Below are 23381 nucleotides of genomic sequence, written 5' to 3' on the forward strand. Positions count from 1 at the left end.
GGTTCGGTGCAGGCCGGAGCCCGCCCACGGCTTTGTTCAGCAAGCAGCCGCCACCGGTTCGTTGGAACCCGTGTCCACGAACCCGTCGCTGATCCACTTGCCGTCTTCGAGGCGGTTCCACAGGTCGGTCGCGCCCCACACGCCCTGCACCGTCTCACCGCGTGCCGTGCAGGCGATGGAGACGACGGTGCCGTTCGCGACCGTGCCCACGGCGTCGTGGCTCAAGCCGGGGCCGGAGCGCAGGGTGACCGAGCTGTTCGAGCCGCCGTTCACCGTGCCGGTCGGCAGGGTCGTGCCGGCGCCGTAGTTGGTGACCCGGCCGCCGACGTTCACGCGGGTGCTGCCGCGCTGCGCGTAACCACCGTAGGCCTGGGCGCCCTCGTAGAACGTCCAGCCGCCGATGGTCATGCCGTTGACGCTGATGTGCGTGTTGCCCTTCAACAGCGAGAAGTGCACGTGCGCACCGGTGCTCGACCCGCCGCACGGCAGTTCGTTGCCGATGTGCCCGAGGTAGGTGCCGGTGCGCACCGCGCTGCCGTCGGCCAACGTGGTCAGGTCGTACATGTGGTAGTACGTGGTGCTGTAACCGTTGTCGTGCACGACCTTCACCAGCGCACTACGGCCCCGGATGCAGCTCTTGTAGACGCGCCCGGGTCCCGCGGACAGAACACGGCCGTCGCCGCCGTTGAAGTCGATCGAGCTGAACGGCCGGGTGCTGCCGCTGTTGCCGTGCGGACCGCCGCCCATCCACCACGCCACGCCCTGCGGCCACGGCAGGCCGAGGCCGGTGTCGGCGAGGGTCTGGACGCCGGAGGCGTTGTTGCGGAAGGTCTCCTTCTCGCCGTCGCTGAGCACCGGCGCGTGCTGGGCCAGCGAGGCGAACCCCGGAGTGCCGTCGAACTCGACCTTCCAGGTCTTGCCGGTGCGCTTGGCGAGGAACAGGGCCATCAGCGGAGACCCGTGCTCCTGGCCGTAGGCCATGGGGACGGTGGTGCTGCCGAACACCCAGTCGCCGGAGGTCCGGGTTGGTTCGAACAGCGGCTCGCGCAGCGACCGGGCGCCCCACTGCTCTTGCAGCGCGGCGCCGTGCCGGTCGAGCACGGCGGAGCGGACGGTCGTCGCCAGGTCCGGCTGCGCGGTGGCGGTCGACGGCACGACCAGCACCGCCACACCGGCGGCCAGCGACGCCCCGGTGGCGAGGATTCGCCGCAGGGAAAGGGACATGTGCCCTCCAGGACACTTGCAGGGAACCGGCAGCCCGGTGCAGGGAGGGCTGCCGCGCGCCGATGACATACCGGTGGCCGGAAACTGGTCAAGACCACTCGCGGCGGGCCGCGGCTTACTGTGGAAACCGGGGCAAAACTGTGAACGGCTACCGTCGTCGGTCGGTCATGCCGGGAGCTACCGGGCTCCTAGACTGTTTTCTTCCACAGTCGAGGGGGCAGGCCGTGTCCGTCCGACCCGACGTCGACGTCCTGCTGCGCACGGGTCCGTTCCACGAGGCGCTGCGCGCGGCGATCGACCGCAGCGGGCTGACCCTGGAACGCCTGCGGGAACGCCTCGCGCGGCGCGGCATCCACGTCAGCCTGGCGACGCTGAGTTACTGGCGCCTGGGGCGCAGCCGTCCGGAGCGGGCGGACTCGTTGCGCGCCGTGCAGGCCATCGAGGCGATCCTGGGGCTGCCCAGGCACTCCCTGGAGTCCCTGCTGGGCCCGCCGCGCCCGCGTGGCCGGTGGGCGGCGCGACGCCGGGCGACCGGCCGGTACGGCAGCATGCTGCAACCCGCGCAGTCGCTGGCCGAGACGGTGGACGAGCTGGTCGGACCGTCGGACGGCAACCTGCGGCTGTGGTGCCAGGACGACGCGGTGACCGTGGGCGGCGAGGGCGCGATCCGGCGCATCCACACCAGACAGGTGCTGCTGGCCGTCGACGGCCACCCCGACCGGCACCTGGCCGTGTACTGCGCCGACCCCGGCACGGACCCGGACGCGATCGTGCCGGAGGCGGTGGAGAACTGCCGCCTGGGCCGCGTGCGCCGCCACCCGGCCGCGCCGGTGATCGCGGTGGAACTGCTGTTCGACCACGCGTTGCCCGCGGGTCAGACGCACTTGCTGGAGTACGCGTTCACCGTGGAGGGCGGCACGGAGGCCGTGGACTACCGCCGCGCGTTCCGCTACCCCGTGGGCAACTACGTGATGAGCGTCCGGTTCACCGAGCCGCGCCTGCCGGTGCGCTGCTTCGCGCTGTCCCAGCACGACGACGGCCCGGTGGAGCGGGGCGCGGACCTGGTCCTCGCCCCCGGTCGCCTGGTGCACTTGACGGCGAAGGACGTGCCGCGCGGCGTGCTGGGGATAGGGTGGGAATGGACATGACCCCCTGTGCCCGATGCGCCGGAACAGTCGCCCCCGACGGCCACTGCTGGGACTGCGGCCTGAACCAGACGGACTTCCGCGCCCACGTCGAGTCCACTGTGGATGGTTCGGCCTTCGTCACCGACCGGGGCCTGCGGCGCGCGGTCAACGCGGACGCGGTGGTGCTCACGACGGTGGGGGAGTGGACGGTCGGGGTGGTGTGCGACGGCGTGTCCCTGTCCGCCCGACCCGAACGCGCGGCGCAGGTCGCCGCCGAAGCAGGCGCCTCGACCTTGGTCAGAGCGCTTGCGGTGAACGCGCTGCCGGAAACCGCCCTCACCGACTCCGTCGCGCACGCGGCCCGCGCCGTGGCCGCGCTCGCCGGCGGCCCGTCCACCCTCGGCGTCGCCCCGGCCACCACCTACGTCGCCGCGGTCGTCGGTCCGCAGGGGCTGTGGGCGGCGGGCGTCGGCGACAGTCGCGCGTACTGGCTGCCGGACGAAGGCCCGGGGTTGTTGCTGACCCAGGACGACACGGGCGAGCACGACGCCCTCACCGCCTGGCTCGGCGCGGACGCCCCCGACCCTCGGCCACGCCTGCGCAGCCACCGCCCGTCCAGCGCCGGTCGTGTCCTGCTGTGCACCGACGGCTTGACGCGCTACCTGGCCGCCCCCGCGGAACTGCGTGCGGCGGCCGGGCCGGGCGACAGCCTGCACGCCGCCCGTGCCCTGGTCGGCCACGCCCTCGCCGCCGGCGGCCACGACAACGTCACCGCCGCGCTCATCCCCGTTCCGCCTCTTCGGCCCGCCGCGCCAGGAATCGCCGCTCCGCCTCGGTAGGCGCGAGCCCCGCGGCCGTCCGGTAGGCCTCCGCCGCACCCGGCCGCCCCAGCCGACGCAGCAGGTCGGCCCGGGTCGCGTGCCACAGGTGGTGTCCGGCCAACTCGCCCGCCAACCCGTCGACCAGCGCCAACCCCGCCGCCGGCCCGCTCGCCTCACCGACCGCCACCGCCCGGTTCAACGCCACGACCGGCGACGGCGCCAGCTCGACCAGCCGCCCGTACAGCAGCGCGATCTGCGGCCAGTCCGGACCGTCCGCCGCCACGTGGCACGCCGCGATCGCCGCCTGCACCTGGTACGGACCCGGCCGGCCGCGCCGCAGCGCCCGGTCCAGCAGGGCCGTGCCCTCGGCGATGCGGCCCGCGTCCCACGACGACCGGTCCTGTTCGGCGAAGGGCACCAGGTCGTCGCCGGACAGGCGGGCCGCGCGGCGCGAGTCGTGCAGGAGCATCAGCGCCAGCAGGCCCACGGCCTCCGGTTCGTCGGGCATCAACGCCACCAGCGTGCGGGTCAGGCTGATCGCCTCCGCGCACAGCTCCCACCGTTCCACCGCCGAGTACCCCTGGTTGAACAGCAGGTACAGCACGGCCAGCACGCCGCCGGTCCGCTCGGGCAGTTGGTGCGCGGGCGGCACGCGGTACGGGATGCGGGCGGCCCGGATCTTGGCCCGCGCCCGCACCAGCCGTTTCGCCATGGTCGACTCGGTCACCAGGAACGCCCGCGCGATGTCGGAGACCGACAGGCCAGCCACCGTGTGCAGGGTGAGCGCGACCCGGGCCTCCAGCGACAGCGCCGGGTGGCAGCACGTGAAGACCAGCCGCAGCACGTCGTCGCCGAACCCGTCCTCGACCGGGTCGTCCAGGGTCAGCGGCAGCTTGGCCGCCTCCACCGCCGAGCGGCGCAGCCGGTCCACGGCCCGGTTGCGGGCGGTCGTGGTCAGCCACGCGCCGGGGCTGCGCGGGACGCCTTCGCGCGGCCACCGCTCCAGCGCCTGCGCGAAGGCGTCCTGCACGCAGTCCTGCGCCAGGTCCCAGTCGCCGGTGACCCGGATCAGCGTCGCCACGATCCGGGTGCGCTCGGCGCGGAAGACCTCCTCGACGGCGGCCTCCGGCCCCCGGCTCCATCCTCCCACCGGGGTACGACAGTCCGCGCTGCGGCGGTCCGGGGTCGGGCGGTCCGGGATGCGGCGGTCCGGGGCGTGGCGGTCCGGGGACGGGTGGTCTGGGGACGGGTGGTCCGGGGTGTGGCGGTTCCCGAGGTCGTCAGGCATCGGCGAACGGCCGGATCTCCACCGCGCCGAACCGGGCCACCGGGTGCCGGGCCGCGATGAGCACCGCCTCGTCCAGGTTGGCGCACTCGACCACGTCGTAGCCGACGATGTGCTCCTTGGTCTCGGCGAACGGCCCGTCGGACAGCAGCACCTCGTCCCCGCGGGTCCGCACGGTGGTCGCGCTGCGCCGTGACGCCAGCTCCGACCCGTCCAGCCGCTTGCCGTCGACCTCGGCGAGCCACTGGTCGATCGTGATGCCGCCGCCGTCCGGCTCGACGTCCGGCGAGGCGCAGATCAGCAGCATGTACTTCATGGGGCAACTCCCGTCGTCGGTGGCATTCCACCACTACGACGAACGGCGCCCCGCCCAAGAGGACACCACCGGTTCTCGACACACCACCCGATACGGTGTTGAACCTGACGCCACGTGAGGTTTTATGGTCAGTGGTGTGACCGGAACGGAGCATGTGAAGCAGCCACGCTGGAGCGTCGGCGCCCTGGCCAAGGTCACCGGTCTCACCGTCCGCACGCTGCACCACTACGACGAACTGGGTCTCCTGCGCCCCAGCGAGCGCACCGCCTCCGGGCACCGCCGCTACACCGAACCGGACCTGCAACGGCTCTACCGCATCCGGTTGCTGCGGCAGCTGGGCATGTCCCTGGACGAGATCGGTGAGGCCCTGGCCGACCCGGCGGGACTGCGCGAGGTCCTGACCGCCCACCTGGAGCAGCTCGACGACCAGGTGTGGCGGCTGGAGACCCTGCGCCGGCAGACCCGCGGCCTGCTCGACCAGCTCGACGGGCCGCGCCCCGACCCGGCCGACCTGCTCGCCCTGTTCGGCTGCACGAGCGTGTTCGACGACTCGCTCAGCCGCGACCAGCGGCAGGCCCTGTTCGACCTGGCCGACCGCCTGACCGACGACGAGCGCCGCCACCTGGACGCCGAGTGGCCCAAGGTGCTGTCGGCGATCATCGCGCACTACCGCGCCGCCACCCCCGTGGACCACCCGGAGGTGCAGGCCGAGGGGCGGCGGCTGGCCAAGATCGGCCGCATGTTCGCGGGTGACGACCCCGACCTCCTGCGGTCGATGCGCACCTTCTTCAGGCAGCACGGCCACGGCGTGCTGCGCGACGTCCTGCCCGACCAGCCGCTGAGCGACCTGGGCGACGGGCTCTGGGACTACGTGAGCCGCATGTACGCGGCTGCGCGTTAAGGCCGGTGACCGGCGGACAGGGGGTGCCCGCCGGCCACCGTCGCAGTTCGACACACGAGGGGGAATTCCGTGTTCCGAAAAACCATAGGGTTGACGGCTGCGCTGCTCGTCCTGAGCGGCGCGCCGGCGGTGGCCGCCGAAACGGTGCGGCTGCCCGAACCGGACGGACCGCACAAGGTGGGCGTCACGACGCTGCACCTGGTCGACCACCAGCGCACCGACCCGTGGCCCGACGCCCTGGGCAAGCCGCGTGAGGTCATGGTGACCGTGCACTACCCGGCGCGCACCGTGCGCGGCTACCCGGTCGCGCCGCAGATGACGCCGCGCGCGGCCGAGGTGTTCGCGCAGCTCGACGCGGTGCACGGGCACCCGGAGCTGCCCGATTCCGGTGTGGACTGGGCCGCCACCAAGACCCACTCGCACGTCGGCGCGCCCGCGTCGCCGACGCGGCGGCCGGTGCTGCTCTACAGCACCGGCGGCGGCGACCCGCGCGCGATCAACACCGGCCTGGCCGAGCACCTGGCCAGTCGCGGCTTCGTCGTGGTCTCGATGGACCACCCCGGCGAGACCAGCGAGGTCGAGTTCCCGGACGGCCGCCTGCGCACCATCGCCCTGCCCGAGGACCCGCGCGTCAAGCCCGCGATCTTCCGGGACATGATCGCCGTCCGACTGCTGGACGCCAAGTTCGTCCTCGACCAGTTGGAGGTGCTCGCCGCCGGCGGCAACCCGGACGCGGCGGGCCGCGCACTGCCCCGGGACCTGCACAAGGCCCTGGACCTGCGGCGCGTCGGCGCGTACGGGCACTCGGCGGGCGGCACCACGGCGTCCCAGGCGATGTACGAGGACCGGCGCATCGACGCGGCGGTGAACCTGGAGGGCTACCTGGACTACGCGGTGGAACCGGGCAAACCGGGCGAACTGCTGCCCGTCGCCCGGGACGGCGTGGACCGGCCGCTGTTCCTCGTCGGCACCGACGGCTACCTGGACGACCGGTACCGCACCTCGTGGGCGGCCATGCTCTCCCACGGCCCGCGCACCAGGCACCACGAGATCGCCGACGCCACGCACTGGGTGTTCACCGACTTCGCGCCGATGTCCGCCCAGCTCGTCGACGCCCGCCTGATGACCGAACAGGACCGGGTGCACCTGGTCGGCGAGATCCCCGCCGCCCGGTCCGTTCCGCTGGTCCGCGACCTGGTCGGCTCGTTCTTCCACCGCACCCTGCGCCGCTGAACCGAGGTTGTCAGACCTGGGGCTGATCCCGGCTCAACCGACGGGCGGACGGCGGCGGGCCGTTCGTCCGATGCGCGGGAGGGCGGGTCGCGGGTGGACTGGACGCATCGCGCCGACGATGTGACGGGAAGCCCGGGGTGCTCGACCTTTCGCTGATCAACGGACCCATGCCGGCGGCGGTCACCGTGGTGGCCGTCGCCGGCATGGTGTTGCTCGCCATCGGTGTCCGTCCTTTCCGGATCGTCCTGTTCGCGGCGCTCGCCGGCACGGCCTTCGCGGCTCTGGTCGGACTGGTCGTCAACGTGGTGTGGCGGCCGTTCCCCGAGCCGCTGCCGCTGAAAGTGCTGGTGTGCCTGGGCGCTGTGGTGCTCGCTCTCGTCCTGGCGGTGGTGCGCCGGCGAGGACACCGCCTGTTGACCGTGCTCGCCGTCGTGGTCGTTCTGGTGGGCGCGTTGTCCGGGGTGAACACCTTCTATGGGCAGTACCCGACCTTGCGTGCGGTGTTGGGGCCGTTGTTGGCCGAGACCGTGGACCTGGACGAGGTCACCCGGCCCGCCGCCGAACTCACCGTGCCGGACGGGTCCGTGCTCGCCGACGTGTGGCGGCCGTCCACTGTGCCGGACAAGGGCACGGTGTCGTCGGCGTCGATCCCGGCGAGCACCGACTACCGGCCGCGTGGCGCCTGGGTGTACCTGCCGCCCGCGTACGCGGTGTCGCCCCGGCCCCGGCTGCCCGTGGTGGTGTTGCTGGCGGGCCAGCCGGGCACGCCTCGCGACTGGCTGGACGCGGGCCGGCTCACGACCCACCTCGACGCGTTCGCCCGCCGGCACGGAGGACTCGCGCCCATCGTCGTCATGGTCGACCAACTCGGGTCCCTGATGGCGAATCCGCTCTGCGTGGACTCACCGCGCGGCGCCTTGGAGACGTACCTGGCCAAAGATGTACCCGACTGGGTGAAGCGGCGGCTCGTGGTGGACGAGCGGCGCACCTCGTGGACCATCGCCGGGTTCTCTCAAGGCGGCACATGCGCGCTGCAACTCGCTGTGCGCGCACCTTCGGTGTACGGGAAGTTCATCGACATCGCCGGTCAGGCCGAACCCACGTTGGGGAACCGCGCGGACACCGTGCGCCAGGTGTTCGGCGGTGACGCGGAGGCGTTCCGGCGGGTGAACCCGCTCGACATCCTGGCGGACCGGCGGTTCCCCGACACCGAGGGCGTGGTGGTCGCGGGCGCGCAGGACGTCTATTACCGCGACGAGGACAGAAAGGTGTTCGAAGCGTGTCAACGGGCGGGGATGGACGTGCGGTGGGCGGAACTGCCCGGCGGCCACGACTGGAACGTGTGGCGTCCCGGGTTGTACGACTCGCTGCCGTGGCTCGCGCGGCGCACCGGCTTGGCCCGCTGATCCGCCGGGCGCCCGTCACGTCCGCGGTGCTGGTGGCGCTGTGGGGCGTCGGGGCGGTCAGCGGGTCGTTGTGGTCCGGTCCGCCGGAGGAGCTGCTGGAGCGGGTCGGGTTCGGGGTGTCGTCTCCACTGTGGACGGCGTTCGGCTCGGCGTTGTGGTGCGCCAACCTGGCCGGGTACCTGGGGACCAGCGCGTTGCTGCTGGTGTTCGGGCCGGTCGCGGAACGGGAGTTCGGGCGGGTGCGTACGCTCGTGGTCCTGCTCGGCTGCCAGGTCCTGGCGGTGTTCGCGGGGGCTGGGCTGGTGCGGCTGGGCGCGTCGACGGGGTGGAGTTGGCCGACCTCGCTGGAGTACGACCTGGCGGTGGGGCCGTCGCCGGGGGTGGCCGGGTTGGCGTTGGCGTTGAGCTTCCGGCTGCCGCCGCTGTGGCGTCGGCGGGTGCGGTTGCTGCTGGTCCTGGGATTGCTGGTGCCGGCGTTGTACTCCGGGTACCTGGAGGACGTGCTGCGGCTGTGCGGCGGTCTCATCGGTCTGGCGGTGGTGGTGGTGCGGCGGCGTCCGGTGGCGGTGCTCGCGTCGGAGACCCGGGTGTTGGTGGCGTTGCTGTTGGCGGCTTCGGCGTTGGGGCCGATCGTGGTGTGGCTGTCGCCTTACGCCAACGGGCCGTTGTCGTGGTTCACCGACGTGGTGGCGGTGACACAGCCGGACGCGGAGACCGTGGCGGCGTTGTGCGCGGACCCGGAGCTGTGGTCGCAGTGCCGGACCGCGCAGGCCCAGGCGGCTTACGACCGGGTGCCCGCGTTGCTGATGTCGGTGGTGCCGGCGTTGTTGTTGCTGGTGCTGGCGGAGGGGTTGCGGCGGGGGCGGCGGTTCGCGTGGTGGGCGGCGCTGGCGCTCAACCTCGGGATGGCGGTGCTGTTCGGCTGGTACGTGGTGGACCTGGGAGAGCCGTTCACGCCTTCGCTGCTCGTCGAGTTCGCGTTGCCCTTGTTGCTGCCGTTGGCGATCGTGGTGGTGTTGCTGTGCACTCGGCGGCACTTCCCGCTGCCCACACCGGTTCGGCCGTTCTGGGCGGTGACCGGTGGCGGTCTCGTGGCGTTGAGCGCGGTGTACGTGCTGGGCGGGTACGTTGTGCGCGAGCAGTTCACGCCCGTGCCGAAGTTCGCGGACCTGGTGGCGGACCTGCCGGCGCGCTTCCTGCCGCCCGGCTACCTGGGGCTGGTGCCGCTGTCGTTCCGGCCGGACGACCTGGTGGCGGCGGTGCTGTTCGAGTACACCGGCGTGGTGTTTTGGCTGGTCGTGCTGGGTGGGCTGTTGCAGGCGCTGTGGCACGCGCGGCGCGTCGGGCAGGAGGACGCGGCGGTGCGGGCGCGGGAGTTGGTGCTGCTGCACGGCGGAACTTCGCTGTCGTACATGGCGACGTGGCGCGGCAACCGGTACTGGTTCACGCCCGACGGTCAGGCTGTGGTCGCTTATCGGGTGGTGGCGACGATCGCGTTGACGGTGGGGGACCCGATCGGGCCACCGGGGGCTCGGCGGGCGGCCGTGCGCGGGTTCGCGTCCTTCTGTGCGCACGAGGGGTGGACGCCTTGCCTTTACAGCATCAGCGAGGAGTTGCGGGACGAGGTGGCGTCGTCCGGGTGGCACGCGGTCCAGGTCGCCGAGGACACCGTGGTTCCGTTGCGCGACTTGGCTTTTACTGGGCGCAAGTGGCAGGACGTGCGGACGGCGTTGAACAAGGCGGGCAAGCGGGGCATCACCGCCGAGTGGGTGCGCTACGCCGACGCGCCGCCGGCGCTGACCGACCAGGTGCGGTCGATCTCGGCGGAGTGGGTGGCGGACAAGGGGCTGCCGGAGATGGGGTTCACGCTGGGCGGGCTGGCGGAGCTGTCCGGGGACGGCGTGCGGTGCCTGGTGGCCGTGGACGAGGACCGGACCGTGCACGCGGTGACCAGTTGGCTGCCGGTGCACGGGGACGGCCGGGTGGTCGGGTGGACGCTGGACTTCATGCGGCGGCGGGGGAGCGCCTTCCCGGGGGCGATGGAGTTCCTGATCGCGTCGGCGGCGCTGGCGTTGCGGGAGGAGGGTTTTTCGTTCCTGAGCCTGTCGGGGGCGCCGTTGGCGCGCTTGGACCGGGGCGCGCGGCCGTGCGCGGTGCAGCGGGTGCTGGACTTCACCGGGCGGGTGCTGGAGCCGGTGTACGGGTTCCGGTCGCTGTTGGCGTTCAAGGCGAAGTTCCAGCCGGTGTACCGGCCGCTGTACATGGCCTACCCGGACCCGGCGGCGTTGCCGCGCATCGCGAACGCGGTCGGGCGGGCCTACCTGCCGGGGATGAGCGTGCGGCAGGGGGTGCGGCTGGCCGGGCGGGTGCTGCGGTCAGTTGGACGCGAGCCGGTGCAGCCAGTCGCGTAGCAGGGCGGCTTCCGCGGGGCTGAGCGGGTGGGTCTGGCGGTTGAGCGTGGAGTCCAGGGCGAGGGCGCGGGCGGACAGCGTGGTGTCCTCCTGCGGGAGTTCGTCGGTGGTGATGGAGGCGAGCACCATGTCGCGGGTGCGCGTGGACACGTCCGGGTCCTTCTCCTGAGCGGAGATCAGGCTGAGCGTCACGCCGGTGTTGGTGGCGTGGACGATGCTGGCGGCGGTCTCGACGGGCACTTTCAGCCGGCCGGTCTCCGCGACCCGTTCCAGGATGCCGACCAGCAGGCGGTAGGCGTCGTCGGCGGCGGTCGGGCGGCGGCCGGGCTGGGGGACGCCGTACATGAGCACGTAGAACGCCGGGTGGGTGAGGCCGAACTCGACGTGCAGGTCCCAGCCCCGCCGCAGGTCCTCGACCGGGTCGTCGCTGGGCGCGACGGTCTTCTTGGCCGCCAGGTAGCGCTCGAAGCCGTGTGCGGTGACCGCGTCCAGCAGCCCCTGCTTGTCGCCGAACAGCCGGTAGAGGGCGGGGGCCTGCACCCCGGCGGCGGCGGCCACCGCGCGCGTGGACACCGCGTCGATCCCGCCGTCGGCCAGCAGTTCGGCGGCGGCCTGGATGATCCGCTCGCGCGTGGTCGGGGTGCGCTCGTCGCCCATGGATCGATGTTAACCCAATCGTGGTTAGCACTGATACCGGAATCGGTGCTACCTTTTTGTCGGTAGCGCTGATACTCACGTCAGGAGAGCCCCGATGACCACGTCGTTCCGCACCCTCGGCAAGACCGGGCCCACCGTGTCGTCCCCCGGCCTGGGGCTGATGGGGATGTCCGACCTGTACGGCCCGGCCGACGAGGCCGAGAGCACCGCGACCGTCCACGCCGCCCTGGAGGCCGGCGTCACCCTGTTCGACACCGGCGACTTCTACGGCATGGGCCACAACGAGCTGCTCCTGCGCGACGCCCTGCGCACCCGCCCCGGCTCCCGGGACAACGCGGTGATCAGCGTCAAGTTCGGCGCCCTGCGCGACCCGGACGGCGGCTGGTGGGGCTACGACGGCCGCCCGGCGGCGGTCAAGAACTTCGCCGCCTACAGCCTGCGCCGCCTCGGCACGGACCACATCGACGTCTACCGCCCGGCCCGCCTGGACCCGTCCGTGCCGATCGAGGACACGGTCGGGGCCATCGCGGAACTGGTGGAAGCGGGCCACGTGCGCCACATCGGCCTGTCGGAGGTCGGCGCGGAGACGATCCGGCGAGCGGCGTCGGTGGCGCCGATCGCCGACCTCCAGATCGAGTACTCGTTGCTGTCGCGCGGCATCGAGGCGGAAATCCTGCCGACGGTCCGCGAACTGGGCATCGGCGTGACGGCCTACGGCGTCCTGTCGCGGGGCCTGCTCTCCGGCCACTGGCAGGCGGACCGTTCCCTCACGGGCGACTTCCGGGCCATCAGCCCGCGCTTCCAGGCGGGCAACGTGGAACGCAACCTGGCCCTGGTGGAGGCCCTGCGCACAGTCGCTCAGTCCAAGGGCGCGACAGTCGCACAGGTGGCCATCGCGTGGGTAGCGGCTCAGGGCGAGGACATCGTCCCGCTGGTAGGCGCCCGCACGCGCACCCGCCTCACCGAAGCCCTGGCCGCGACAACCCTGACCCTGACCGAGGCCGACCTGACGGCCATCACCGCCGCGATCCCCGCCGACGCCGCCGCCGGCTCCCGCTACGCCACACCCCTGATGGCCGACCTGGACAGCGAGCGCTGACCCACACCGGCCGCACCACTAGAGGCGCGGTCGCGCCGGGTCGGCGGCGAGGTCCTCCTCGATCGCGGCACAGGCGGCCAACAGCGGCGGCACGATGTCCTTGCGGATGCGGTCCAGGGTGGTCCGGCTGGCGTGCGTGGACACGTTCACCGCCGCCACGACCCGGCCGTTGCGGTCACGCACCGGGGCCGCCACCGACCGCAGCCCTTCCTCCAACTCCTGGTCCACCAGGGCCCAGCCCTGGGCCCGCACCTTGTCCAGCTCGTCCCGAAGCCGCTCCACGGAGGTGATCGTGTGCGACGTCAACGGCTCCAACCGCACGGAAGCCAGGTGGTGCTCCAGCTCGCCGGAGGACAGCCCGGCCAGCAGCACGTGCCCCATGGAGGTGGCGTACGCGGGGAACCGCGTGCCGACGGTGATCGACACGGCCATGATCCGCGACACGGCGAACCGCGCCACGTACACGACGTCCGCCCCGTCCAGCACCGAGGCGGAGGTGGACTCGCGCACCTCTCCCGACAGCCGCTCCAGGTGGGGCTGGGCGATCTCGGGCAGCGAGAGGCTGGACAGGTACGCATACCCGAGTTCCAGCACGCGGGCGGTCAACGAGAACAGCTTGCCGTCGGTCCGCACGTACCCGAGGTCGGCCAGCGTCAACAGGAACCGCCGCGCCGCCGCGCGGGTCAGGCCGGTGGCCTTGGCGACGTCGGTCAACGTGAGCGCGGGCGCGGTGGCGCCGAACGCGCGGATCACGGCCAGCCCGCGCTCCAGCGACTGCACGTGATGCGCGCCCCGCTCCACCGACTCACCCATGATCCGCCCACCCTAACCACCGACCACACCCCGACAACCACCCACGTTCCGACCGGCCACCCACGTTCCGACCGGCCACCCACGTTCCGACCGGCCACCCGCGTTCCGGCCGCCAGCACCCCGACCGCCAGCACCCGGCCGCCAGCCACACCTCGGCGATCACCCACACTCTGACCACCGCCGGCCACGCCTCCCTCTCCCGCTACGCCTCCACGACCACGGCCAGCCCCTGCCCGACACCGATGCACAGCGCGGCCAGCCCCCAACCACCCCCGCGCCGGCGCAGCTCGTGGGCGAGTTGCAGCACGACCCGCCCACCGGACGCGCCCAGCGGGTGACCGATGGCGATCGCGCCACCGTTGACGTTGACGATCTCGGGGTCCAGCTCCGGCCACGACCGCAGGCACGCCAGCGACTGCGCCGCGAACGCCTCGTTCAGCTCCACCGCCGCCAGGTCGCCCCACCCGATCCCGGCGCGGCGCAGGGCGATCTCGGCCGCCTCGACGGGGCCGATGCCGAACACGTCCGGGTCCACGCCCGCCGCACCGCGTCCGGCGATGCGCGCCAACGGGGTCACGCCCAGGCGGTCGGCGGCCTCCCGCGAACCCAGCAGGAGGGCGGACGCGCCGTCGTTCAGCGGCGAGGCGTTGCCCGCTGTCACCGTCCCCTGTGGACGGAACGCGGGCTTCAACCCGGCCAGCTTCTCCAGGCTGGTGTCGGCGCGGATGCCCTCGTCGCGGGACAGGTCGGCACCCGGCACGGGCACCACGTGGCCGTCGTAGAAGCCGTTGTCCCAGGCCTTGGCGGCGAGCTGGTGGCTGCGCAGCGCGAACGCGTCCTGCTCCTCGCGGCCGATCCCGAAGCGTTCGGCGAGCGCTTCGGTGCTCTCGCCGAGCGACACCGTCCACTCGGTGGGCATCTTCGGGTTGGTCATGCGCCACCCGAGGGTGGTCGAGTGCAGGGTCTCGTGCCCGGCCGGGAAACCCTTGCCCGGCTTGAGCAGCACCCACGGCGCCCGGCTCATCGACTCCACACCGCCCGCGACCACCAAGGAGGCATCACCGACCGCGATGGTGCGCGACGCCTGCATCACGGCGTCCATCCCCGAGCCGCACAGCCGGTTCACCGTCGTCCCCGGCACGGACGTCGGCCACCCGGCCAGCAGCGCCGCCATCCGGGCCACGTTCCGGTTGTCCTCGCCAGCCTGGTTGGCGTCGCCGAACACGACCTCGTCCACCTGCGCGGGGTCGAGGTCGGTGCGCTGGGCGAGCGTCCCCACGACGTGGGCGGCCAGGTCGTCGGGCCGCACCCCGGACAGGGCGCCGCCGTAGCGGCCGAACGGGGTGCGCACACCGTCGAGCACGAACACGTCGGTCACTTCGAAGCCTCCTTGAGCGCCCGCAGCGCGGCCAGCTCGTCAGCGGTGGGTGGGGGAGTGCGGCCGAGGTCGGGCGCGACCTTGAGGTCCCACCCCGTCGCGGTGCGCACGTCGTCCAGGGATACACCTTCGTGCAAGGCGGTGAGCACCAGTTCGGCGGTCGCGGCGTCCGGCCGGAACACACCCAGGTCGGTGATCACCAACGTCGGGCCCGCCCCTCGAAGGCCCAACCGTTCCCGATCACCACGGCCCGTGCCGTGCCCGAAGGAGGTCACGAAGTCGACCCGTTCCACGAAACTGCGCCTGGTCTGCCGCACGACGACGTACACCTCGCGGCACGACGCGGCGATCTCCGGCGCGCCACCCGCGCCGGGCAGCCGCACCTTGGGCCGTCCGTAGTCGCCGACCACGGTGGTGTTGATGTTGCCGAACCGGTCGAGCTGGGCCGCGCCGAGGAACCCGATGTCGATGCGTCCCGGCTGGAGCCAGTAGTTGAACACCTCGGGGACGCTGATCACGGCGTCCGCGGTCTCGGCGAGGATCCCGTCGCCGATGGACGCGGGCAACCGGTCCGGCTTGGACCCGAGCGTCCCGGACTCGTACACCAGCACGAGGTCGGGTGCGTGCGTCCGCCGGGCGAGGTTCGCGGCCGTGGACGGCAACCCGATCCCGACGAACACCCGCTGCCGCCCCGACAACGCCCGAGCCGCCGCCACCGCCATCATCTCGTCAGCCGAATAACTCACACCACACCTCCCCGCCCACTGCCCAGCGCGCGCTCCGCCACACCCTGCCCAACCCCACCGCGCCCGGCCCCGCCACTGCCGCCGCGCTCGCCATCGCGGCCGGCCTCGCCGCGCTCGCCCTCGTGCCCGCGCCCGCCATCGCGCTCGGCCTCGCCGCGCTCGCCCTCGTGCCCGCGCCCGCCATCGCGCTCGGCCTCGCCGCGCTCGCCCTCGTGCCCGCGCCCGCCATCGCGCTCGGCCCGGCCATCCACACCGCGCCCAGGCTCGCCGCGCTCGACCGCGCCACCCTTGATGCGCTCAACCCAGGCGGTGAACTCGTCACGGTCGCGGCTGATGGCGTCCCAGGCCGCGTAGTAGGCGTTGTCGCGTTCCGAATAGCCCTGCGCGTAGGAGGGGTGCGCGCCGCCCGGCACCTCCGCCACCGCGGTCACCGCCCACGACGGCAGCACGACCGCGCCCGGCACGGGGGTCAGCTCGTCCACGACCTCCTCGACCGTGACCAGGCTGCGCCGCGCCGCCAGCACGGCCTCCTTCTGCACGCCGAGCAGCCCCCACAACTGCACGTTGCCCCGCCGGTCGGCGCGCTGGGCGTGCACGACCGTCACGTCCGGGTTCAACGCCGGCACCGCGGTCAGCACCTCGCCGGTGAACGGGCAGGTGATCGGTTTGATCGTCGGCGTGACCGTCGCCAGGTCGGTGCCGACGTACCCGCGCAGCACCGCGAACGGCAGCCCGGACGCGCCGGCGACGTACCGGTTGGCCATGCCGGCGTGGCTGTGCTCCTCGATCTCCAACGCCCGCGGCCACGCGTTCTCCACCGCGTCCCGGAAGCGGTGCAGTGAGCCGACCCCGGGGTTGCCGCCCCACGAGAAGACCAGCTTCCGCGCGCAGCCGGCCCCGATGAGCTGGTCGTAGACGATGTCGGGCGTCATCCGCACCAGCGTCAGGTCCCGGCGGCCCTGGCGGATGATCTCGTGCCCCGCCGCCGTGGGGATCAGGTGGGTGAAGCCCTCCAGTGCCACCACGTCGCCGTCGGCCACCAGTTCACCGACCGCGTCCGCCAACGTCGCTATCTCGGCCACGTCACCTCGCGTTGTTCGCATACCGAACACAAGTTCTTCATACGAACACTACGAGCGCGGCGCTGCACCGGTCAACCCTTGGTGCGGCCCCGGCGGTCCTCTAGATTTCGGAACGTGAGCGATCCGGATGCACGGGCGAGCGTCGACGTGGCCGCCCCGGCCGCGCGGGTGTACGAGCTGGTCAGCGACCTGGCGGGGATGGCGCGCCTGGCGCAGGAGTACTCGGGCGGGCGGTGGCTGGGCGGTGCGACCGGGCCGGAGGTCGGCGCGCGGTTCCGTGGCACCAACCGGCGCGGGGCGCGGCTGTGGACGACGGTCGCGACGGTGACCGACGCGCGGCCGGACCGCTTCGCGTTCGTGGTGCGGTCGTTGGGGATGCCGGTGTCGCGCTGGCAGTACGACATCGAACCGGTGGACGGCGGCTGCCGCGTCACGGAGAGCACGTGGGACCTGCGCCCGGCGTGGTTCGTCCCGCTGACCGCGCTGGCGACCGGCGTCCGCGACCGGGGCACGCAGAACCAGGCGAACATCGAGGCCACGCTGGCCCGGCTGAAGCAGGCGGCGGAGCGGTCGGCCGACCGGGCTTGACCCGCCGGTGGGCGGACGGGTCGGACGCGGGACGCGGGATGCGGGGCTGGCCGGGCGGGACGCGGGGCCGGCCGGGCGGGATGCGGGGCTGGCCGGGCGGGACGCGGGGCCGGCCGGGTGGGTGCGCGATGGATGACGGGCGGCGCGGAAGCCGCCGGCCGGTCCGCGGGGGACCGGCCGGCGTGGCTTGATCGGGAATCGCCCGTCGGGGGTGCTCAGCCCGCCAGGCGCTTGAGGCGGCGGCGGAGTTCGGCGACCAGTTCGTCGTCGGTCAGGTCGGCCGGATCCGGTCGGGTGTGCTTGAGTTGCGCCTCATCGGCGGTGATCAGCTCGGCCGCGACCATCACCTCCAGCGGGCTCACCTCGAACAGCTTCGCGATGGCCCGGGCGGTGTCGATGTTGATGGACTTGCCCCGCCGCCAGTCGGTGAACCGGCTGCGGTGAACGCCGGTCGCTCGGGAGAGGTCCCCGGTGCTCAGGCCGCGGTTCTCCAGGTTGGTCTCGATGTAGGTCCACAAGGGCGACGGGGTGACGGAATCTTCGCTCACCCCGCCGATTGTAGTTGTGAGCGCGCAACCGACGTCAGGTGCGTCCGTTCGCGGCGTGTCGCGCTCGTCCCGGTGCGGTCACCGCCGCGGTCAGACCGCGCCGCGTCGCCCGATCCGGGACGACTTGCCCAGGGTGAACCCCAGCGCCACCATGCCGAGGCCCAGGCCGAGGTGCAACCAGTTGTCGGCGGTGTTCACCGGAACGAAGTTCGCGGCGCTGTCGTGGTCGATGAGCAGCCCGTAGAGCCACAGCACGAGGTACACGACACCGCCGCCCACCAGGTACGTCACCGCGCCGCTGACGGTGCGGGCCATCAGGAAGCCCACCACGCCGAACGCGAGGTGCACGAGGTTGTGCAGGATGGAGACGTTGAAGACCCCGAGCAGCTGCGCCTGTGACTCATGCCCGGCGAACTGCATGGTGTCGTAATCGGTGGTGAGGCCCGGGATGAAGCCGGCGATCCCGACCAGCGCGAACACCACACTCACCGCGAGTGCGGCCGACTGCACCGGCGTCCGGGTGAGCGCTCCGCTTGTGCTCATGTCAAGCTCCCTGTCACGAGGGGAATGTCGAGCCTGACCACCCGACTACCCAGCGCGACCCCCGCAAAACACCCGCCCGGCGCTGCGGTCAGTGGCGGTGGGTGCAGTCGGGTTGGGACGGGTCACCCGGGTGCTCGAAACCGGGTGCGGTGACGACCGTCGTCGCCCGGCGGTGGTCCAACCATCGGCTGAATTCGCGCAGGCGGGCACCTCTCCGGCGGCGGTCCGGTGAGTCCGCGTCCACCGGGCGGTCCTCGTGCTCGTCCGCGACCGCCCGGTGCTCGCCGTGCCCGACCACGGTGCCCGGCGGGGACGTTCGCAGGGCGTCCGCCACGGCGGCGGGCAGGTCGTCCAGCGTGGTCCACCCGATCGGGGTCAACGACGCGCCGTACCGGACGCGCCACCACCGACGCACCACCGGTTCCCCGGCCTCGCCCGACGCCGCCGGCACGACGGCCGCGAACACCGCACCCACCTCCGCGCACGACTGCCACGCCGCCGCGCTGATCGACCCCAGGTGGACCGCCGCCACCGGGTCCAGCGGCACGTGCGACGTCACCCGCAACGCCCGCGCCGCCGCCTCCCGCCGGCACAGCTCCTCGGTCAGCAGCACGTGCGCGGTCCACCGCGCCAGCTGGCGGTCCTCGCTGGTGCCCGGCTTGGGCAGCGCCCCCGGCCGGGCGCGCAACGCCGCCAGCCGCGCGTCCAACGCCTCCCGCGGCACGGGCACGCCCTCGACCCACCCGACCACGGTCGCCTCACGCTGGGCGCGCGCGGCCGACGCCTTGTCCGAGGGGTGGTGATGGTGGTGGTTCACCGCACCTCCACCGGGATCGCCGGCGTGTACTGCACGCGCCCGAACCACATGAGCTTCACCATCACCCACCACGTGCCCGGTTCCGCGCCCTCCGGCACGTCCACCTCGAACTCCACCCGACCGGTGCCCCGGCCGGCACGCTGAACCCCTTCGCGTAGGGCCCGACGAACCCCCACGTCCCCCACGGACTCACCGGCATCGCCTCGCCGTCCACGGCGGAGGAGGCGTCGTTGGCCAGCGACACCGCCACCACCGCCCGCCCTCCGGGAGCGACCACGACCGCGTCGCTCACGTCGGTCACCCGCAGCCCGGTCGCCCGGCCGGACGTGGCGGTCGTGCCCTCGATCTGCTTGCCGTGGTCGATCTCCGGGCCGGGCGGCGGCGGCACGACGTCGTCCAGCGGGCCACCGGGGACGAGCACGCTCACGACGTCCTCGACCAGGTCGCCGCCGACCGGGATCTGCACCCGGACGAAGTACAGGCCCGGCCCACCCGACGGCACCACCTCCACCGGGAACGACGTGTGGCCACCGGCGGCCAGGGTGATGGGCCGCTCGGCGGGGGTCACGACCCAGCCCTCCGGCGCGACCACCCGGAGCGTCCCGCCGAACTCCGCCGCGACCTGGCTCGCGACGGTGACGGAGGTGGACAGCGGACCGCCGGCGGCGGTCAGCACGGTCGGCGCGGCGGTGACGCTGACCGGGAAGAACCCCATCGGCGCGGGCCCGCGGTTGTGCAGCCAGTACCGCGCGTACACCGGCTGCGCCACCTCGGCCGACGCCCCGAGCACACCGCCAACCGCCGAACCCGAGCTTCCACCGGCCGCGGCCCACCCGGTGTCGGCCCACCCGGTCTCGGCGCGCGCGGTGTCGGCGGGCGCGGTGTCGGCGGGCGCGGTGTCGGCGGGCGCGGTGTCGGCCACGACCGTGGCGATCTGCGACCCGTCGAGCGCCACGACCACCCGACCGTCGGCCAGCACCGGCTCGCGTCGCTCCCGCTCCAGCAGATCGGCGGTGTGCGCGGCCGTCCACGGCACCACCGAGGACACCGTCGCCGTCACCGGCCGGCCCGTCGTCTCGACCAAGCGGAGAGTCATGCCGGTCGGCTGCTCAGGCGACCCCGATGCCGCCGCCGAGCCGACCGCGCTGGGGTTGCCGGCCCGTTTCACCGTCTGCACCTGCACCCGCCGCTCCGGCGACACGGTCAGCAACGCGTGCCGCGCCGGCAGCACCCCGGAGTGTGCGTCTACCACCCGACCGTGCAGCGGGGCCGAGAAGCCCTGACCCTGCGCCACCAGGTCCGTCGCCCGCCAGTCACCGGCACCACTCACCAGGGCGTAATCGAAGTCGTGCGTCCAGTGCTGCAACTGGAACGCCGACCCGTCCGGCGCCCGCCGCACCGGCGGGTCCAGCCAGATCCCCGACGGCCACCCCGTGCACGACCGCATCAGCGACAGGTGCAGCGCGCCCTCCGGGTCCACGGCGAACCCGGGGATGCCGTACGACAGCAACCCGACGGTGTGCTCGTCCACCAACCGCGTCGGCCCGACCGCCACGGCGGTCACCTCGGCGTCGCCCACGGCGAACTCCCCGGCCACCAGCGCGATCTCGGCGGCCAGCGCCTCGGCGTCCACCCCGTCGACCACCACGACCGGCAACGACCGCGGCGAACGCAGGTCCGCGTCGGGCCGCCACGCCTCCTCCACGGCCGACGCCCCCGGCACGAACACCCGCGCCGCGCCCCGGTCCGCCAGTTGCCGCTTCAGCTCGTCCCGCCACGCGTCGCCGGCCGCGTCCAGGACTTCCGCCGCGATCGGGTTGCGGTCCGAACCGCCCAGCACGATCCGCACGTCCGGCAGGTTCGAGTCCACCCGCAGCCACCCGTACCGGGCGCCTTCGGCGGTCGACGTGGTCGCCGTGACGCCCACCCGCGCCAACGCCACCACCAGCTCACGCGCCAGCGGCGCGGCGTCGGGCAGGGTCGGCACGACCACCTCGGCCACCGCGATCGCCGCCCGCCCGAGCACCGCGCCCTCCGGCGACACCAGGCGCAGCGCCGCCGTCGTGCTCAGCCCGAAGAACGTGTTGGCCGGGTTGTCCAGGGTCCACGGCGCGACGGCGGTGTCGGAGTCCGGCAGCGCGAACCCCCGCGCGATCACCGCCCCGCCGACCTCGCTCACCGGCCGCGCCCCCGGCACGTCCACCGGGAACTTCACCCGCAGCAACTGGTCGGACCCGGTGAACGCGGGCACTCGGGTGCGCAGGTCGAGCCGGTCCACGCCGTGCCACAACGTGATCCGCTGCTCGTACCGCACGTCGCCGACCCGCCCGGACACCTCCAGCCGGCTGCCCACGGGGCTGTGCGCCACCCGCACCTGCGCGGGCGACGAGGCCGACGACACCACGGTCCCGGTGGGCAGCAGGTGCCACGGCCCTTCGCCGAACTCGGGGTGCTGCGGGTACTCGTCGTAGAGCCGCAGCTCGTTGCCGACCTCGCCTTCCCGCACCAGCTCCCGCCCGGACGCCACCTCGCGGATGCTGCGCAACCCGCCGCCCCGCGCCGGGTCGGCCTCGACGGCGAAGCACGAGTTGGCGATCGCCACCCCGTCCGCGGCCTCCCACAGCGGCAGGGCGTCGTCGGACTCCACCAGCCGCCAGGTCCGCCACCCCGTCCCCGGCACGTCCGCGGCGACGAACGCCAGCACCGTCGACTCGCCGACCGCCTCGACCACGAACGGCACCGGCGCGCCCGAGGCGTCGAGCAACCGCAGCCCCGACGACCCGGGCACGGTCACCCGCACGACGTCGGTCCGCGCGAACGCCAGGGTGTTGACCACCGTCACCGCCCGGCCCGCGCCGGAGGTGTCCACCTGCCCGAGGATCGCCGCCAGCGACCGGTCCCGCACGTCCACCGCCAGGTCGTGCGCCTCCCGCCACCCCGACACCAGGTCGATGTAGACCTGGTCGGACTCGGACCCGGTGATGGCGTCGTGGTGCGCGCCGTACGCGAGCTGCCGCCACACCTTGTCCAGCGCCGCCTCCGGGTACCCGCCCAACCCCAACGCGGACGCGAACACGGCGAGCTTCTCCGCGTCGGTGGCGGCCACCTCGGCGGCCCGCTGCGCCTGCTTGGTGTCGATGTAGGACACGTCCTTGCCGGTGTAGACCGGGTTCATGTCCCGCGTCTGCGGACTGGGCGCGACCCCGCGCGCGCTCAGCTCCTCGTGCACGGCGGCGAAGAAGTCGCGCGGCGTGCCGCACACGAACTTCGGCCACACGTACCGCGACGCCCACTCGCGGTGGATCAGCGTCACCCACTTGTTCGGCGGCGTGTAGTCCGTGCCGACGGGCAGCAACGTGTTCCGGGTGGCCGCGGCCGGTTTCACCGCCCGGTACAGGTCGTAGACCTTGCCGCACGCCTCCTCCAGCGTGGCGGACGAGTCCATCCACCAGCCCGCCGAGTAGTGGTTGGGCATGTAGTGCGTGAGCACCCCGCGCCCCGACGGCGAGATCCACTCGAACTCGGCGGGGAACTGCATGTTCGCCGCGTCCCCGCCGGCCTCGTCGAACTTCGTCAGCAGCGGACCCCACTGGTGGAACGGCCCGCGCGCCCACGACGTGCTGGTCAGCCCGGCCTCGGCGACCAGCCCGGGGAACTGCGGGTCGTGCCCGAACACGTCGAGCTGCCACGCCGTGCGCGGGTCCGCGCCCATGATCGACCGCTGGTAGCCCACGCCGTAGACCAGGTTGCGGATGGTCGTCTCGGACCCGGTGAGGTTGGTGTTGGGCTCGTTGTACGTCCCGCCCATCACCTCGACCCGGCCTTCGGCGATCAGGTCCCGCAACACCTGCCGGTACTCGGGGTGCACGTCCCAGAACGGCTTGAGGTAGTCCACCTCGGCCAGGACGAACGCGTAATCGGGGTCGGACAGGGCCATGTCGAGGTGCGCACGGACCAGGTTGAACCCGTTGTGCTCCCACACCGGGCGGGTGGTGCCGTCGTTGCCCTGGAGTTCCCACGTCTGCGTGTAGGCGGCCTGGGTGTTCCACCAGACGGGGTCGTAGTGGAAGTGGGAGACCAGGAACATGCGCCACCCGGTCTCCTCCACCGTCACCACTGCGTCCAGAGTGGACTCGCCAAGGGAGGCCTTGACCGGGATTTCCGTGCCGACCGGAGCGGAGGTGGTGACGGGGACTTCCGCCACCACCTCGCCCTCGCCGGGTTCGGTGAGGGCCGAGCCGGTCAGTCCCGGCCCGGACACCTCGACGGGCAGGGCCGCGGACCCCGCGCCCCGGTCGACGGTGACGCGCACCACCTGCCGGGGCCGGTCCTCGGTGCCGATGAACAGGTCGGTCGAGACGACCGACAGGATCCGCGCTGCCACTG

19 protein-coding genes and 1 pseudogene are annotated in these 23381 nt (G+C 73.0%); 8 read left to right on the top strand and 12 right to left on the bottom strand.

Annotation, left to right across the window (positions count from 1 at the left end; translation table 11 throughout):
* Nucleotides 1-36: 36 nt before the first annotated feature.
* A complete protein-coding gene (locus ABD126_RS01065) occupies nt 37-1224 on the bottom strand; it encodes a peptidoglycan DD-metalloendopeptidase family protein (protein ID WP_343931636.1) in 1188 nt (395 codons plus the stop codon).
* A gap of 224 nt (nt 1225-1448) precedes the next feature.
* Between ABD126_RS01065 and ABD126_RS01070 the strand changes: the two genes are divergently transcribed.
* Both ABD126_RS01070 and ABD126_RS01075 read left to right on the top strand, forming a co-directional pair.
* Nucleotides 1449-2372, top strand: a complete 924-nt coding sequence (locus ABD126_RS01070) for a hypothetical protein (protein WP_343931637.1) — start codon at nt 1449-1451, stop codon at nt 2370-2372.
* On the top strand, nt 2369-3190 hold the full coding sequence (locus ABD126_RS01075; protein ID WP_343931638.1) for a PP2C family protein-serine/threonine phosphatase: 822 nt from the start codon (nt 2369-2371) through the stop codon (nt 3188-3190). The genes ABD126_RS01070 and ABD126_RS01075 overlap by 4 nt, the downstream gene beginning before the upstream one ends.
* Here the strand turns inward: ABD126_RS01075 and ABD126_RS01080 are convergent.
* Nucleotides 3132-4460, bottom strand: a complete 1329-nt coding sequence (locus ABD126_RS01080) for an RNA polymerase sigma factor (RefSeq protein ID WP_343931639.1) — start codon at nt 4458-4460, stop codon at nt 3132-3134. The two genes, ABD126_RS01075 and ABD126_RS01080, sit on opposite strands and share 59 nt — an antisense overlap.
* The gene (locus ABD126_RS01085) at nt 4453-4773 is read right to left on the bottom strand and encodes a YciI family protein (RefSeq protein WP_343931640.1); all 321 of its coding nucleotides are present in this window, start codon (nt 4771-4773) and stop codon (nt 4453-4455) included. Before ABD126_RS01085 ends, ABD126_RS01080 begins: the two co-directional genes overlap by 8 nt.
* Before the next feature lie 136 nt (nt 4774-4909).
* Here ABD126_RS01085 and ABD126_RS01090 point away from each other — a divergent pair, with 136 nt between their 5' ends.
* From ABD126_RS01090 to ABD126_RS01105, 4 genes are all read left to right on the top strand, one after another.
* Nucleotides 4910-5674 carry a MerR family transcriptional regulator gene (locus ABD126_RS01090; RefSeq protein WP_343931641.1) on the top strand — a complete coding sequence of 255 codons (765 nt, stop codon included), beginning with the start codon at nt 4910-4912 and terminating at the stop codon, nt 5672-5674.
* 90 nt (nt 5675-5764) lie between these two features.
* On the top strand, nt 5765-6907 hold the full coding sequence (locus tag ABD126_RS01095; RefSeq protein WP_343931642.1) for an alpha/beta hydrolase family protein: 1143 nt from the start codon (nt 5765-5767) through the stop codon (nt 6905-6907).
* Nucleotides 6908-7044: 137 nt separating this feature from the next.
* A complete protein-coding gene (locus ABD126_RS01100; RefSeq protein WP_343931643.1) occupies nt 7045-8313 on the top strand; it encodes an alpha/beta hydrolase in 1269 nt (422 codons plus the stop codon).
* A complete protein-coding gene (locus ABD126_RS01105; RefSeq protein WP_343931644.1) occupies nt 8280-10724 on the top strand; it encodes a bifunctional lysylphosphatidylglycerol flippase/synthetase MprF in 2445 nt (814 codons plus the stop codon). The genes ABD126_RS01100 and ABD126_RS01105 overlap by 34 nt, the downstream gene beginning before the upstream one ends.
* Here ABD126_RS01105 and ABD126_RS01110 read toward each other — a convergent pair.
* Complete coding sequence (locus ABD126_RS01110; protein ID WP_343931645.1) at nt 10689-11381, bottom strand: TetR/AcrR family transcriptional regulator; 693 nt, start codon at nt 11379-11381, stop codon at nt 10689-10691. The genes ABD126_RS01105 and ABD126_RS01110 overlap by 36 nt on opposite strands.
* A gap of 94 nt (nt 11382-11475) precedes the next feature.
* Here ABD126_RS01110 and ABD126_RS01115 point away from each other — a divergent pair, with 94 nt between their 5' ends.
* A complete protein-coding gene (locus tag ABD126_RS01115) occupies nt 11476-12480 on the top strand; it encodes an aldo/keto reductase (protein WP_343931646.1) in 1005 nt (334 codons plus the stop codon).
* Between the two features lie 18 nt (nt 12481-12498).
* Here ABD126_RS01115 and ABD126_RS01120 read toward each other — a convergent pair whose 3' ends face one another.
* From ABD126_RS01120 to ABD126_RS01135, 4 genes and pseudogenes are all read right to left on the bottom strand, one after another.
* Nucleotides 12499-13293, bottom strand: coding sequence for an IclR family transcriptional regulator domain-containing protein (locus ABD126_RS01120; protein ID WP_343931647.1), 795 nt, complete (start codon nt 13291-13293; stop codon nt 12499-12501).
* A gap of 202 nt (nt 13294-13495) precedes the next feature.
* Nucleotides 13496-14671, bottom strand: coding sequence for a thiolase family protein (locus ABD126_RS01125; protein WP_343931648.1), 1176 nt, complete (start codon nt 14669-14671; stop codon nt 13496-13498).
* On the bottom strand, nt 14668-15396 hold the full coding sequence (locus tag ABD126_RS01130) for a CoA-transferase subunit beta (protein ID WP_343932178.1): 729 nt from the start codon (nt 15394-15396) through the stop codon (nt 14668-14670). The genes ABD126_RS01125 and ABD126_RS01130 overlap by 4 nt, the downstream gene beginning before the upstream one ends.
* 305 nt (nt 15397-15701) lie before the next feature.
* Nucleotides 15702-16520: pseudogene (locus tag ABD126_RS01135) on the bottom strand (CoA transferase subunit A); the annotation flags it as partial.
* 93 nt (nt 16521-16613) lie between these two features.
* Here ABD126_RS01135 and ABD126_RS01140 point away from each other — a divergent pair.
* Complete coding sequence (locus tag ABD126_RS01140) at nt 16614-17087, top strand: SRPBCC family protein (RefSeq protein WP_343931650.1); 474 nt, start codon at nt 16614-16616, stop codon at nt 17085-17087.
* A gap of 215 nt (nt 17088-17302) precedes the next feature.
* Here the strand turns inward: ABD126_RS01140 and ABD126_RS01145 are convergent, their stop codons facing one another.
* The 4 genes from ABD126_RS01145 to ABD126_RS01160 all read right to left on the bottom strand — a co-directional run bounded on the left by ABD126_RS01145 (nt 17303) and on the right by ABD126_RS01160 (nt 23379).
* Entirely contained in the window at nt 17303-17635 is a 333-nt protein-coding gene (locus tag ABD126_RS01145) for a helix-turn-helix domain-containing protein (RefSeq protein WP_343931651.1), read from the bottom strand.
* 90 nt (nt 17636-17725) lie between these two features.
* Complete coding sequence (locus tag ABD126_RS01150) at nt 17726-18178, bottom strand: DUF4383 domain-containing protein (RefSeq protein WP_343931652.1); 453 nt, start codon at nt 18176-18178, stop codon at nt 17726-17728.
* A gap of 88 nt (nt 18179-18266) precedes the next feature.
* Nucleotides 18267-18995, bottom strand: coding sequence for a DUF7158 domain-containing protein (locus tag ABD126_RS01155; protein ID WP_343931653.1), 729 nt, complete (start codon nt 18993-18995; stop codon nt 18267-18269).
* Between the two features lie 61 nt (nt 18996-19056).
* The gene (locus tag ABD126_RS01160; RefSeq protein WP_343931654.1) at nt 19057-23379 is read right to left on the bottom strand and encodes a glycoside hydrolase family 38 N-terminal domain-containing protein; all 4323 of its coding nucleotides are present in this window, start codon (nt 23377-23379) and stop codon (nt 19057-19059) included.
* Nucleotides 23380-23381 lie beyond the last annotated feature (2 nt).

It is taken from the genome of Saccharothrix mutabilis subsp. mutabilis (genome assembly GCF_039521145.1).
Lineage (GTDB): Bacteria > Actinomycetota > Actinomycetes > Mycobacteriales > Pseudonocardiaceae > Actinosynnema > Actinosynnema mutabilis.